12 protein-coding genes and 1 tRNA gene are annotated in these 13,463 nt (G+C 52.5%); 3 read left to right on the forward strand and 10 right to left on the reverse strand.

What is annotated here, in order from left to right:
* Nucleotides 1–32: 32 nt before the first annotated feature.
* Nucleotides 33–1,166, forward strand: coding sequence for an ABC transporter ATP-binding protein (locus tag QA596_01735; GenBank protein MDG5766169.1), 1,134 nt, complete (start codon nt 33–35; stop codon nt 1,164–1,166).
* Here the strand turns inward: QA596_01735 and QA596_01740 are convergent.
* The 6 genes from QA596_01740 to QA596_01765 all read right to left on the reverse strand — a co-directional run bounded on the left by QA596_01740 (nt 1,087) and on the right by QA596_01765 (nt 7,060).
* Complete coding sequence (locus QA596_01740; protein ID MDG5766170.1) at nt 1,087–1,584, reverse strand: methylglyoxal synthase; 498 nt, start codon at nt 1,582–1,584, stop codon at nt 1,087–1,089. The genes QA596_01735 and QA596_01740 overlap by 80 nt on opposite strands.
* 275 nt (nt 1,585–1,859) lie before the next feature.
* Nucleotides 1,860–3,605, reverse strand: coding sequence for a methyl-accepting chemotaxis protein (locus tag QA596_01745; GenBank protein ID MDG5766171.1), 1,746 nt, complete (start codon nt 3,603–3,605; stop codon nt 1,860–1,862).
* A 205-nt stretch (nt 3,606–3,810) separates the two neighbouring features.
* On the reverse strand, nt 3,811–5,271 hold the full coding sequence (gene lysC, locus QA596_01750) for a lysine-sensitive aspartokinase 3 (GenBank protein ID MDG5766172.1): 1,461 nt from the start codon (nt 5,269–5,271) through the stop codon (nt 3,811–3,813).
* 75 nt (nt 5,272–5,346) lie between these two features.
* A tRNA-Ser gene (locus QA596_01755) sits at nt 5,347–5,435 on the reverse strand.
* Between the two features lie 299 nt (nt 5,436–5,734).
* A complete protein-coding gene (locus QA596_01760; protein ID MDG5766173.1) occupies nt 5,735–6,025 on the reverse strand; it encodes a hypothetical protein in 291 nt (96 codons plus the stop codon).
* 291 nt (nt 6,026–6,316) lie between these two features.
* Nucleotides 6,317–7,060 (reverse strand): LuxR C-terminal-related transcriptional regulator, encoded by a 744-nt coding sequence (locus QA596_01765; GenBank protein ID MDG5766174.1) that lies wholly within the window; start codon nt 7,058–7,060, stop codon nt 6,317–6,319.
* Between the two features lie 298 nt (nt 7,061–7,358).
* Here QA596_01765 and QA596_01770 point away from each other — a divergent pair, with 298 nt between their 5' ends.
* Entirely contained in the window at nt 7,359–7,955 is a 597-nt protein-coding gene (locus tag QA596_01770) for a hypothetical protein (protein MDG5766175.1), read from the forward strand.
* Between the two features lie 114 nt (nt 7,956–8,069).
* Nucleotides 8,070–9,677: a hypothetical protein gene (locus QA596_01775; protein MDG5766176.1), complete on the forward strand. Its 1,608-nt coding sequence runs from the start codon at nt 8,070–8,072 to the stop codon at nt 9,675–9,677.
* A 243-nt stretch (nt 9,678–9,920) separates the two neighbouring features.
* Here the strand turns inward: QA596_01775 and hpt are convergent, their stop codons facing one another.
* From hpt to QA596_01795, 4 genes are all read right to left on the reverse strand, one after another.
* Nucleotides 9,921–10,496 carry a hypoxanthine phosphoribosyltransferase gene (hpt, locus tag QA596_01780; protein MDG5766177.1) on the reverse strand — a complete coding sequence of 192 codons (576 nt, stop codon included), beginning with the start codon at nt 10,494–10,496 and terminating at the stop codon, nt 9,921–9,923.
* Nucleotides 10,493–12,115, reverse strand: a complete 1,623-nt coding sequence (gene tilS, locus QA596_01785; GenBank protein ID MDG5766178.1) for a tRNA lysidine(34) synthetase TilS — start codon at nt 12,113–12,115, stop codon at nt 10,493–10,495. Before tilS ends, hpt begins: the two co-directional genes overlap by 4 nt.
* A 9-nt stretch (nt 12,116–12,124) precedes the next feature.
* Nucleotides 12,125–12,922: a biotin--[acetyl-CoA-carboxylase] ligase gene (locus tag QA596_01790; protein MDG5766179.1), complete on the reverse strand. Its 798-nt coding sequence runs from the start codon at nt 12,920–12,922 to the stop codon at nt 12,125–12,127.
* Between the two features lie 97 nt (nt 12,923–13,019).
* Complete coding sequence (locus QA596_01795; GenBank protein ID MDG5766180.1) at nt 13,020–13,319, reverse strand: isoamylase early set domain-containing protein; 300 nt, start codon at nt 13,317–13,319, stop codon at nt 13,020–13,022.
* Nucleotides 13,320–13,463 lie beyond the last annotated feature (144 nt).

A 13,463-nucleotide genomic window follows, 5' to 3' on the forward strand; every position in this document is an offset into this window, starting at 1 on the left:
ATCCGAATACCCGAACCGGTACCATTTCATCCATGAACACACTGCTCCAGACAAGCGGACTCACCAAGGCCTTTACCGCGCAGGAAAACGTGGTCAACGATGTCTCTTTTTCGGCGAATCGTCACGAGATCTTTGCGCTTCTTGGTCCGAGCGGATGCGGTAAAACCACAACACTTCGCATGATTGCCGGTTTCGAACGTCCGGATCGCGGAGAGGTGATACTGAACAACCGCACCCTTGTCGGCGGATCCACTTTCGTGGAACCGGAAGAGCGGGGGATCGGATTCGTTTTTCAGGATTACGCGCTCTTTCCTCACCTTCCTGTAATAAGGAATGTGATGTTCGGACTCAAGAACGTGCCCCGCAAACACCGTGAAGAGCGGGCGCTGGAGATACTATGCATGATGGGCCTGCGCGAATTCCGCGACAGGAGTCCCTTTGAGCTATCCGGAGGCCAGCAGCAACGGGTGGCACTGGCCCGGGCCATTGCTCCGACACCCGAACTGATACTGCTGGATGAACCTTTTTCCAATCTGGACGCCGTTCTGCGGCAATCCACGCGCGATGAAGTTCGCGCATTGCTCAAGAAAGCCGGAATGAGTGCGCTGCTGGTGACCCATGACCAGGAAGAGGCGCTCTCTTTCGCCGATCGAATCGCCGTAATGAACGAAGGCCGGATCGAACAGATCGGTACCCCGGAAGAGGTCTATTACCGGCCGCGTACCCGTTTCGTGGCCCAGTTTCTGGGAACGACCAATCTTATCAGCGCGGATGCCATCGGAGCCACGGCGCTCACCGAGTTCGGCAGGGTCAACCTCGATCAGCCGGCCAGCGGAAGAGTGACCCTCTCCATACGCCCGGAACACCTAACCATCGAAAAGCCGGATCGCAATCGCGACAACCACCTGGGCGAAGTGATCACAAAAGACTTCAAGGGTCACGATATCACCTACCGGGTGCGCATCAAGGCGCGAGAATGCCTGGTTCACACCGACAACCGGGTCAATTTCCATCCCGGCGACCGGGTCCATGTCAGGCCGCTGGAAACGGCGGTGGTTCTTGAAGAGCCGATCGACCCGGAACCGTTTATGGATCGATCAAAACCGCAGCGTAGTCATCGATCTTCCGCTCATACTCCTCCTGAAGCAGCGGGGAAGATATCATAAAGTCGGCAGATGAGCGGTTATTGGCCACCGGGATATTATAGACCACTGCAAGTCTGAGCAGCGCCTTCACATCAACATCGTGAGGCTGGGCCGACATGGGATCCCAGAAAAAAATCATCAGGTCGATTTCTCCGTCGGAAATCCTTGAACCCACCTGCTGGTCACCTCCCAGCGGACCGCTTTTGAACAGATGCACATCCAGCCCCAACTCTTTGGATATGATGCCGCCGGTGGTACCGGTCCCGAACAACTGGTGCCGGCCCAGCAGCTTCTTGTTCCAGCGGGCCCATTCCAGCATCTGGGCCTTTCGGTTATCGTGGGCAATCAGCACAATACGCTTGCGCTTCGCCATCATAATGCTGCTCTGAAGCCGGGGCTTCACATTCGGTGTATCCGGTGTACTTTTCTCAGTGCCCATTATCAACTCCCTTGCGGTTATGTCGTATCGATTTCATGGTGATAACCGGCACAATATATCCCTCTTTCTCAATCCGATCCAGTTATCAATGAAAACGGATAACCAACCGGCTGTTCGGTGAACGACGATGTGAACTGAATCTATCCGGTTATCATTGAAAAACGGATAACTGCAGGGCTAGAATCGAAGCCGCATGTGTCTTTATGGCGCAGATTTTCGCCGGCCTGGTCCGGTTACAGGTTACATGGACTGCTTCCGGTGCGTGTGCCTCTTGCCTAAAAATCGTCCAGATCGTCATCATCAAACGGGATGATGTTCTCCGGCTTCCCGTTTTTTGATTTGCCGTTGCCGGAATGGGCATATTCGGAATGACCGTTGCCGGAATGCGAACGTTTGTGCCCTGATTTTGCGGTATGGCCGTTGCCGTTACCGTTGCCATTGGTGACCCCGGCACCGGCAGGAATAGCGCCGCGACGCAAAGCCGTGCTGCTTCTTCCGTTACCGTTGCCCTGGAATTTTGATATGGCGGGCCCGCGATCGCGAGTGGTCGAGGCCTTATTCTCATCCTGGCTGCGACCGACAAGTACCAGCAGGTCCGTGATCATATGGTTCAGCTCCTGAGCCTGGGAAGAGAGCTCCTGGGCCGTGCTGGCCGACTCTTCCGAACTGGACGCGTTTTGCTGGACCACCTTGTCCATTTCATTCATCACCATGTTCAGTTCGCTGATTCCCGTGGCTTGTTCTTTGGAGGCCGCCGAAATTTCCACCACCAGCGTGCTCACATCCGAAATACTGTTCTTGATCTTGTCCAGGTTTTCCGAAACCTCGGTGGCTACTTTCGTGCCGCTTTCGGTACTGCTCTGTGATTTTTGGATCAGATCCGAGGTGGTTCTTGCCGCTTCGGCGCTGCGTTGCGCCAGGCTGCGCACCTCCTCGGCTACCACGGCAAATCCTTTCCCGGCTTCTCCCGCCCTGGCCGCCTCAACGGCCGCGTTCAACGCCAGCAGATTGGTCTGGAAAGCGATATCATCGATGGTTTTGATAATTTTTGAGGTTTCATCGGAAGAGCTGTGGATTTCCTGCATCGCCTGGTTCATCCTCTGCATTGCATCCACTCCGCTGGCTATGAGCGGATCCACATTGCGGACGGCGCGCTCGGCAAGGCTCGCATTTTCCGCCGTCTGATTGGTCTGTGAAGACATCTCCTCCAGTGATGAAGTCGTCTCTTCGATTCCCGCGGCCTGCTCATTGGCGCGTTCGGACAGCTCCTGGCTGGATCCCGACAGCTCATTCGAGGAAGCGTTCACCTGATCGGCCCCGCTTCTCAACCCGTCTATAATCCGATTCAACACCTGGTTGATGCCGTTGCTGAAATACCACGCTCCCGCCGCTCCTACTGAAATAACTACAATCATTATGAGCGTGAGAAATCCGACCAGGCTCCTTCTGGCACTGGCGGCTTCGGTCATCGGTATTCCTGCAAACAGCACACCGATCACTTCATTTCGCTCACCAACCACCGGTTTGTAGATGGTCAGGTAGCGCTCGCCGAGTATGTGCGCCCGTCCGATGAATGTGGACCGCTGCATAACTGCAGCATGCGCTTCACCTGACGGATCCAGCCGGGTTCCGACTGCGCGCTGCCCGTTTTCGCGGATACTGGTTGCGATTCTTGTAAAATTTTCTCCGTCACGCTCAAATACCGTGGCATCCATGTTCAGCATCCGGGATATATCATCGATGACATCATTTCTGCCGGCTACCCGATTGCCTTCCTGATCAACCAGGCGTCCCTCCGCCTGGGCAAGCCGGCCAAATCGCAACTGAAGCTGTGATTCCATGGCCTGTGCTTTGGCCTCCAGGGTATAGGTAACCATATTGGTGGCACTTCGCCCTCCCACATATCCCGCCACAATGATATAAATGGCACCGGTGAATACCAGCAAACCCATAGTCATGACCAGCATACGGGTCTTGATAGTCCACGTGTCCGTCTTGTTCCAACTCGTTTTTGTTTTCATAGCAACTTTGTAATAAGTGTTTTGGCATACCGGGTTGGATATCAAAGGGGAGACCTTGCCGTATGCAACTTTGCCTCTAACCGCCCGCTTTACAAACCGATCCAATGGAACACCCGGCCGATACGCCCCCTGACAATACTACTGTTATCGCACGTGAGGCTGCAATCTTAAGCGGTACACTATTACAAATAACTATGAAACCCGCCTACACAAAATCCCCGCTTTCAATAAGCGCGGCATGCAGGCGCTTGACGGCCACCTCGCCGCTGCCCTCATCCACCAGAAAACAGAAATTGTGCTTGCTGGCACCCTGTCCGATCATCCTCACATTCATATCCGAAAGTGCCTTGAACACTACGCGGGCCAGTCCGGCGGTGTGATTGATGTTGTTTCCGATGACCGAAACCAGCTCAAAACTCTTCTCGATATTCAGCTGGCCCAGCTTCTCGAGATCACCCAGCATCTTGCGATCGTCCAGGGTGGCGTCGTCAACGGTCATGGCCACACTGATTTCACTGGTGGTGATACTGTCGACACTGACCTTGTGATCGTTGAAAACCTTGAATACCCGGTAAAGGAACCCATAGGTATTGAGCATGTCGGGGGTGGTGATTGTCAAAAGGCTTTGTTTCCGGCGTATCGTGAGCGCGCGAATGAGAGGCGCCTGCCCCACATTGCGGTAGATCCACGTACCGCCTTCGTCGGGGTTGATGCTGCTCCCCACATAGACGGGAATGTCGCGCCAAATGGCGGGGATCAGGGTGGACGGATGGAGAATCTTGGCGCCGAAGGTAGCCATCTCGGCTGCTTCCTGAAAACTAAGCTCACTGATGGGTTTTGCATTGGGTGCGATACGCGGATCGGTGGTCGCCACTCCCCCCACATCGGTCCATATTTCCAATACGTCTGCATTCAGAGCCCAGGCGAAAATCGCTGCGCTGTAGTCGCTTCCTCCGCGTCCGAGCGTCGTTCGGATACCCGATTCGGTGCTTCCGATAAAGCCTTGCGTAACGATCGTCGGCCGCTCATCACCGGCAATAAGCGGTTCGAGGTGGGCGCCGGCAAGTGGTTCAATCGCGCTGAAGTCGGGAGTCGCCCGTGAAAACCTGTTATCGGTACGCAGGATGGTAGCCGCGTCAAAATAGCCGGCAGTGACACCAATAGAGCTCAGGCACTCCGTAAACAGTCGGCTCGACATCCGCTCACCGATGCCGAAAAGCGAATCCTGCAGTTCGAGAATTTTCTCACGATCCGGGTTATCGCCCGACTCCTCATCGGAATAGGGTTTCCTGGATGGGTCGGATCCCGAACCCGGAAGCATCTCCCCGGCCGCCCGGCTTTTGCTGACCAGCAGCTCCAGCAACGTTCCCAGTTCCTCGTACAAGGCTTCCAGATCTTTTCGGGCTTCGTTTGAAATCTTCAGGTCGGCGGCTATGGCATTGTGTTTCTCAACAATCTGATCAATGATCGGGCGAATGACAGAAAAATCGCCCCCGCCAGATTTTTCGGCGGCTTCCACCAGCAGGTTGGTGGTTCCGTATGTAGCTGAGACCACAACCACGGAACTGTTTTGTTTGGCTACGATGGCGGCACTTCGGTGCATGGCTTCGGCATCGGCCATGGAGCTGCCCCCGAACTTGGAAACGATCCTTTTGGATGAACTCATGGATTTTCAACTTGTGGATTTGCCTGGAAAAGAAAAAAGCGGGACACCATATCGAAAATGATGCCCCGCTTTTCGCGGAGAGAGTGGGATTCGAACCCACGGAGCCCCGTGAAGGGCTCAACACCTTAGCAGGGTGCCGCTTTCGACCACTCAGCCATCTCTCCGTTGTTCCAGAACTATTCTGCGAAATGACTTTTTGGAGTGGGTAAAGATACGGCATTCACAACCGGATTTCAATGCCTTCGGGAAAGATATTCTGCCCGCTGTAACCGCCGGGGAGAAACTTCCATAGCCGCTTGAGCCACTACCGGTTCATCTCTTTCGAGGTGGGTAAACGAACAGCGAAGTATGCTTCTAAGTCTATGGCTGTGCCGCCAGATTCAACTCCTCCGAGACGCGTAACCAGGCCCGGCATGGTGCGGCAAGCCGCCACCCTTACAAATCCTCAAAGTTGCCTGTCGGTTCACCTCAGGTTATTCGACAGTTTTCCAGCCTGTTGTTCAGACTGACGATTGTCACTTTTGTTTTCAGCTGAATCCGTCGACCGGTCCGTGTATCGGTCATCGGAGACCACAGCCTCCAGATTGCCGATTCTGCGTTCCAGCAACGCTACTTTTTCCTGCAACACTTCCGTGGCCCTGTGCCCGGATTCAGCGCGTTCTATCGTTTTTGCCTTGGTGCGGGATTGGACTATTTCCACAATCCCCCACACAATTACGGCAATGGTCACAAACATCCAGAGATTGAAATCCATTGGTCAATTATTACCGTTAGTCATATGGCCGTAAGGTATTGCCCCACTCCGGGGACGGCCGCGATTTTCTCTATTACTGGCGTATAATCCACTTTTTTTTCGTATTCAGCAATTGTTCACTTAATCAATCAAATTCGGTCTTGCAAATGGCTGATCCTGTTCCAGTTGCTTTCACATGCCAACGCTTTCATACGTCATCGGCCAACAAAAGGTTTCTCGCATCCGGTTTTCCCCGGATGCTCCGCCGCAACGAACCCGTTCACTCTCTTCCTGGCACCCTGCCCCTCATACTCAGAAGCCATGCCGGAAGAAATAGGCCATTAGTCCGGCGCTGTTCTTCACCCCGGCCTTGTGGAGGATGTTCTTCCGATGGGTATTGACCGTCTGAATGGAAATAAACAGTTTTTTTGCGATCGCTTCACTGCTCAACCCTTCACCCATAAGTGCGACAATCTCTCTCTCCCTCCTGGTGAAATGGGCTCCGGATGGGATCGGGCCATTAGAAAAATTGAAGTTCGGGATACCGGGCCCGGTCATATAAGCCCGGACCTCATCGGATCCGTGAAGCAAACTCACATCGGTAAAAATTCCAAAAGACGAAACAATGGCATGGTTGGCGTCGTGGGTCAGCATCCCCGTCTGCAACTGAACACGAATGTACCGCCCGTCCTGTCTCCGCAGCCGGTAGACGATATGAAAAACATGTTTCAGGGGCTCGAGACGGATATTACCGCAAAAAACACTCAGAAACCGGATCGTAAGCGCCTTGACCGCTTCAAGGTCATCAGGATGCGTAATATCATAGAAAAAAGAGAGGTCATCCACTTCATCGACATCATATCCCAGCATCTCTGAAATACCGTCCGAGATATATGGTATCCGGCATTCATCATAATTCACCGCAAACACAAACTGATTACCGACCGGAAAGAAGCTTTTTATCCGTTCCTCCGTTTCCTTCCGTTCCATTTCCGGATCACCCACGGAAAAACGGTGCTGTTTGATGCCATCAATACTGTCATATAACCAATCCATAAAAAATACCCATAAATAGGGATGTCATGTAACTTAATAAATAACAATACTTGTGCGCAAGGTGCGGCATTTATTCAACATAGACACTCAAATGCTGTATCACATCAAGGTTGGCAGCTTTTCCGAACTGATTCATGTCACTGCTGCTGGTTTTTCATCCCAAAAAAAGCCATCAGATAACGATACTTAAAAAAGTCAGGTTATGAAAGAAAACTATCTTAATAAATACAGGTGTGTTCTGTTCACAGCGACAATCCTGTTTACAGGCATCATACTTAGCGCAGACAGTTCCCATGCAGTGGATAGAAAGTTTGCCGTTGGTGTGCATGCGGGTACGGCCGGAATCGGCCTGGATGCCTCCGGTACAGTTATCCGGAATCTGAATGCCAGGGTGAATGTATCCATGTTCTCCTACTCAACAAACGGCACGTATGAGGACGATGAGCCCAATCTCGACTATTCCGTCGATGGAAGTACGGCTTCCGGCTCTCTGGTATTCGACTACTTTCCTACAGGCCGAATTTTCAAGCTGTCTGCCGGTCTGTACTATATGGATTTTTCTGTGGATGGATTCGCCACCCCGAATGAGGCCTACGAATTGAACAACAAGGTCTTTCAGCCTGAAAGAATGGGCAGCCTCGCGGCCAAGGTCGATTACGGTTCCAAAATCATGCCCTATGCCGGACTCGGTTTCGGCAATCCGCTGTCCCCCGGCAGCCGCCTGACTTTCAATTTTGACCTGGGGGTCCTCTACGCGGGCTCTCCCCGTTTTCGTATGGAAGGAGAAGGGCTGATCTCAGCAACTGCCCGGCAGGACCGCAATATTCAAAACGGTCTGAGTGCTTTCAATTTCTATCCAATCCTGAGAACCGGGTTCACCTACCGGATCAATTGAACACCACCCCCGATCTATGCCCCCATCTGAACACCTCATTCATCCATCCTGACCAATTGCACATATATGAAACGTTCTACAAAAAAAACTTTTTTTACCGCCGTATTGGCTGCAATGTTTTTAGTTTCCTGCGATCTGAGCGATCTGAATGATGCCTTCGACGATTTTGGAGTCATCGTTCAGCTCGATGCGATCGAAACCACCAACTCCATCCTTCTTCTGGACAGCTCCACCGGCCAACTTATCACCGAGGAGCTGGAAATCCAGTTCACCGGACCCAATGCCGATGACGTGATCGACATGTACAGTGATCCTGTCAGCAGCGCGAGAGTAAGGAGCGGCATCCTCAACCTGAACCTATCCAATGACCTGAGTCCGACCGATGACGATCCGGCCGTTGTCACCCTGGTGCTTCGCAACCCGAACTATCTCACAACTACCCGTACGGTGACCATTAATGAAACCGGCTTCGGCTCCAATGTAATTCGGGTCATGAGAAGGGATGCCGAGGTTTCCGGAGTATATTCAGCCGTTGACAACTCTGGTGTTTCGGATGCCCAGGGTTCTGTAAGCACACCTATCGGTGTGCAAAGTTCGGATAATCCGGATGAAGCATATGCTGCCAGATTTTCTGTATCCGAAGGCACCGTGATTGCGGATGCATCCGGCAATCCGCTTACCGGGCAGATCAGCACCGAGCTGACCTATTTCAGTCCGGATGATCCGGATGCGCTTAATGCTCTTCCGATAGATAATCTCACTTTGAACGGGGATATTCTGGTTAGTGCCGGGCTTGTTACTTTATCAATGCGAGACCAGAACAACCGGGAAGCGGCCACGTTGTCCGGAGATGATGGAGGTGCACTTTTAGAGTTAACGATTGACGATAATTTCGAACATCCTGGATCTGGAGAACCCCTTAGGGCTGGTGATGAACTGATCATTGCAGTGCTCAATGAGCAGAACGAGATAGCCGGATATGAAACCATTACTATCGGTGAGGCTGCCGGCAAACAAAAGGCTAACAAGCAGCCCGGATATGAATCCGCGGGGTTGCCAATCTCGGTCCCTCGGATCATATTCAGTGGGTTCAGTGGTCCAACAGGCATTACTCCTTTAGGCAATATGCTTATAGTTGTTACCGCTGCATCTATTCCCACCACTATGCAAGTCGGCATAAACCGAAATGGTAATACCGGCAGCATTTTGGTGAACCTGCGCCGTACCGGATTTAATCGCGATGTCACGATACCGGCAGGTAATTCAAGTCATACCGTACCACGAATACCTTGCGGGACGTATACGTATACGGCCGAACTTCCCGGAGGCACTGTAATCGGGACGTTCAATCCGTGCGACAACAGCTCGATCAACATCACGCTCCCGCCCCCGCCCGCGAACCTTATCGATGCCAATGTAAACGTGACCTTGCAGTGCCGAAACGCAGGTGACAAGCTCCGGGTCACCGACATACCCGGCTCCAGTGTCTCCTTCCGGAAAGCCGACGGTAGCGGCTCATGGAGAACGACCCGTCCCACATGGAATTTTGATGAAGACAATAACGAGCTGATCGGCGGATCCGCACTGGTCGCAGGTGTAGAGAGTGGTGAAGATTACACTTTCAGCATCAATTATGATGACGATCAGTACACAAGTACCATAAACATGTCAGGAATCTCAGTGGAGCATACTGAAATCATCGACGATGACGTGTGCAACTAACAGAGAACCGTTGTTCAGGCTCAGGCATTGGGAAACCGGAAGGAGTAGTTTTGCAGTTTTGCGCTCCAAAAGCGGGAAAAATCCCGCATTCGGTGTTCGGTTTTTGAAGCAAGTCATGTGCAGGCAACAAGCGGCGTGGTTGGCGTCGGATCGGTAACGGCCGCACATTCAGTGGTATGACAGGCCCGGATACTCCATCCGGGTCTGTTTTACCGTTAATGCAATCCCAATCCGGAAAGGTGCCTACCCGTTCTCTTCTCCGGCTTCTTCATCAATCACGTAAATTTGAGCCAGGTTTCGGCCTTCCTGGGCGTAATCCATCCCATAACCCAGAACAAAAAGAGTGGGAATCTGAAACCCGACATACTCCACATCCACATAGTGGCGGGTCGCGTCGGGTTTGTGCAGGAGGGTCATCACCTTGACCGATGCCGGATTCTTCTCAAGGATGCGATCCACCATATACTTCATGGAGAGTCCGGTATCCACAATATCCTCAATCAAGACGATATGGCGGCCTTCGACATCGGCATCCAGATCTTTTCTCTCGGTGACATGGCCCGATGAAACTTTTTCATCGCCGTAGCTGCTCAGCTTGAAAAAGTCGACCTCGCAGGGAACACTTACATGCCTCATCAAATCGGCAAGAAAAATAAATGCGCCGTTCAGAATTCCGATAAAAATCGGCTTCTTATCCTTGTAATCCCTGTTGATTTCTTCGCCCAGTTCGGCAATCCGTTTGTCTATTTGCTCCTTGCTGATAAAAAGTCGAAATAGCGATCCGTTGCAGACAACGGTTTCCGGTTCATAAAAACTCATGAAGGATGATCCTGTTTTTGGATTAAGAGGACATGTTCTCCCTCAGTGTGACACCGGGCGTGCTCTGCTATGGTACCCACTTCACCACTTTTCAGGGATTGTGGGAATATAACGGCATGAACTGTTTCATCAAAAGAAACCAGGACCAAAGTTTCGTTTTTTTGGGTGGATGGGATCTTGCGATTGACAAGATGGTCGGAGATCAACTGACTGCCGTTCATTCCAAGCGGCTGCAGCCGGTCACCTGCCCTCCATCGCCGCAGAATGAGTGTTTCCGGAAGTGAATCCAGCCGCAACTGCAGCCTGAAGGCATGGTGATCCGGACGATAGCGGCCGGCGGATATAACACATCCGCAGATAGTGAGCGGCTGTTGGACAAGCTCCCGCGAACGCAGTTCATATCCGGCATTCTCCTTTTGAACGGCCTCTTGAGCGGATTCGGAACCGGAAGCAGTGGAAGTCTCCGCATCCGTCCTGCGACCGGCTCGTTGAAGTGTGCTGCCCTCGGCTGTACCGGAAAATCGGCCGGCAGCTTCATCCGCCTTGGGGACTATCACTTCCGGTTCCACTAGAACAAAGCAGTCCCTGTCGCGGATAATGTGCAGCCGTTCTGTGACAGAAATTCGGGCCCCGGTCTGAATCTGTCCCAGGTCGGACAGACGGTCTACCAGGCCATGGCTCCACCCTGTGAAGCCGGCAGCTTCCCGGACCCAGTGACGCGCAACCGGCAGACGAAGCGGTTCCGGCAGGGCAAACCATTGCTTACGATTCAGGCGCATGGATCTGTAGTGCGCACTCCCGGAATCTGCCCCTCCGCCGGCGTTCCCGCCGCAAACCACACCGGACAGGAGGTAATCCAGCATTTCCCGGTGCAGCGATCCGAATCCGGCAATACGTTCCAGATTGGACCTCCACCCTGGAAAATGGTTTTCCAGCTCGGGGAACACACGATTCCGCAGCAGATTGCGGGCATAATCCGAAGTCAGGTTGGTGCGATCAATTCGATAGGGAACGCGGTGATGCTCCGCATAGGCCAACAGATCGCTCCTCGAAAACCCAAGCAGCGGTCGAAGCCAGGGGGGATCATATCCACGCATCCCGGCCCAGTGTTCCGGAGCGGACCCCCGAAGAATCTTTTGAAAAACGGTCTCCATCTGATCGTCGCTGTGGTGGGCCATGGCAACCGCAGCGGCAGAATGCCGTTTCATCACATCAAGAAAAAAAGTCCGTCTGACCCTGCGGGCATAATCCTGAAAATTTCCGGCCGGTGCCTCGCATTGCTTAGACTCCTCCACCTGATATTCTTCGGACTTGTGAGCTTCCGCCGTTATCCGTTCGCCGATGTCGTGAACCCGCACATCCTTAATCTCCAGAGGGACGTTCCATTGGCGGCAACTTTCCGCAACCAGGTGCTGGTCGCTATCCGACTCGGCGCCTCGCTTTCCGTAATTGACATGGGCTGCAACCAGTGATCGACCGTATGACCGGGCCAGCACATGAAGCAGAGCCATGGAATCGGGTCCACCGCTCACACCCACAACCAGCTTCTCTTCGCCTGCAAAGCCGATGCGTTCGAGAAACTCATGAACATGTTGAGAAATATGGGCTTCGATATGCATTACACGAGATTACTCTGCTGAAGAACCGGTTTCAAAACGCACCTGCTGATGGGTGTAGGTTTTGACATCATCATTGGCCGTAAGCACAAGCAGGTATCCGAATTCATTGATGCCAAGCACCTTGACCGGAGTCTGCTCACGAACGCCATCCACATGGACGGATACCCACTGACCATATCCCCGAATATTCCGGTTTATGGCTCGCAGAAGATCACGATCGCCGTCCAGTGCCGCTGACAGATACGGTTCCAGACGGTTGAAAAATGCAGCCAGCAGCAGAGACCTGTCAATTGTCCCGCCTCCCGCCTGAAGCCTGAGCGATGTCGCCTTGCTGTTCAGTTCTCCAGAAAAAGTCGTTCGATTGACATTAATGCCGAGTCCCATTGCCACCCGATCCAGATTCCGTCCGTTAAACCGGCACTCTGTCAACATGCCGGCGACTTTCTTTCCGGTAATCAGGAGGTCATTCGGCCATTTGATTTCGGCCTTGCAGCCGGTCACACTCTCGCAGGTTTTACTCAATACCAGCATCGCGGTGAGTGTAACCAACTGAATGGGAATATTGGACCGGGGTTTCAGGACCAGGGTAAAGGCGAGGTCCTGCCCGTCGGAATGGTCCCAGGTTCGGCCGAACTGGCCTTTTCCGGCAGTCTGATGTTCAGTCAGGCAGACGAGACCGTCGGTCAGGCGATAACCGGCCAGATCCTGGACATACCGGTTGGTCGATTCCAGGCTTCGGAAATACCAAAATCTTCGGCCAAGCCTGCCTGTCTGCAGCCATTTAATATAGGAGGAGATATCAAACAATGCCGTCGCGTGCTTTGTGTCAACACCTCCATTATACAAAAAAGGCCTCAATAATGAGGCCTTTGTCGTACTGCTTTTGCCGGATTTTCGGTTACCGTCAGTTTCCAATAACCAGCAGGGAGTCTTCGGTTCCGTAAGGATTGGACGCGTATCCGTCTGCCGAGTCGTCATTGGCCCAACGCTCACCGTCCAGCAGATAGCGGAATCGGTACTCGGTGCCCGGAGTCAGTCTCAGGGTTGTTTCCCATGAGCCGTTTTTGGCTTCAAGCTTGTTGGCTTCGGTGTCCCATTCGTTAAAATCTCCAACTACCGAAACCTCTTTGCCTGCCCAGTCTTCCGGAACCCGGAACGTGACTTTGCATATCGTTCTTTTTGGGGTGAATTTTTTCTCAATCATGTCTCTACCGTTGTTTTGGGTGTATTATGAATGCAAAAGATACCAACTAACAGACATACTTTCCAATACCGGTGTTAAAAATATTTACTTGAAATATTCTAATAATTAATTATTTAATGCAAATACGATTAGTTGTATTAATAA

Source organism: Balneolales bacterium ANBcel1, from assembly GCA_029688905.1.
Classification (GTDB): Bacteria; Bacteroidota; Rhodothermia; order Balneolales; family Natronogracilivirgulaceae; genus SLLW01.

Excerpts from the sequence above, each read along its gene's own strand:
- QA596_01735 (MDG5766169.1), top strand. The coding sequence starts at position 33 with ATGAACACACTGCTCCAGACAAGCGGACTCACCAAGGCCTTTACCGCG.
- QA596_01740 (MDG5766170.1), bottom strand. The coding sequence starts at position 1,584 with ATGGGCACTGAGAAAAGTACACCGGATACACCGAATGTGAAGCCCCGG.
- QA596_01745 (MDG5766171.1), bottom strand. The coding sequence starts at position 3,605 with ATGAAAACAAAAACGAGTTGGAACAAGACGGACACGTGGACTATCAAG.
- lysC (MDG5766172.1), bottom strand. The coding sequence starts at position 5,271 with ATGAGTTCATCCAAAAGGATCGTTTCCAAGTTCGGGGGCAGCTCCATG.
- QA596_01760 (MDG5766173.1), bottom strand. The coding sequence starts at position 6,025 with ATGGATTTCAATCTCTGGATGTTTGTGACCATTGCCGTAATTGTGTGG.
- QA596_01765 (MDG5766174.1), bottom strand. The coding sequence starts at position 7,060 with ATGGATTGGTTATATGACAGTATTGATGGCATCAAACAGCACCGTTTT.
- QA596_01775 (MDG5766176.1), top strand. The coding sequence starts at position 8,070 with ATGTTTTTAGTTTCCTGCGATCTGAGCGATCTGAATGATGCCTTCGAC.
- hpt (MDG5766177.1), bottom strand. The coding sequence starts at position 10,496 with ATGAGTTTTTATGAACCGGAAACCGTTGTCTGCAACGGATCGCTATTT.
- tilS (MDG5766178.1), bottom strand. The coding sequence starts at position 12,115 with ATGCATATCGAAGCCCATATTTCTCAACATGTTCATGAGTTTCTCGAA.
- QA596_01795 (MDG5766180.1), bottom strand. The coding sequence starts at position 13,319 with ATGATTGAGAAAAAATTCACCCCAAAAAGAACGATATGCAAAGTCACG.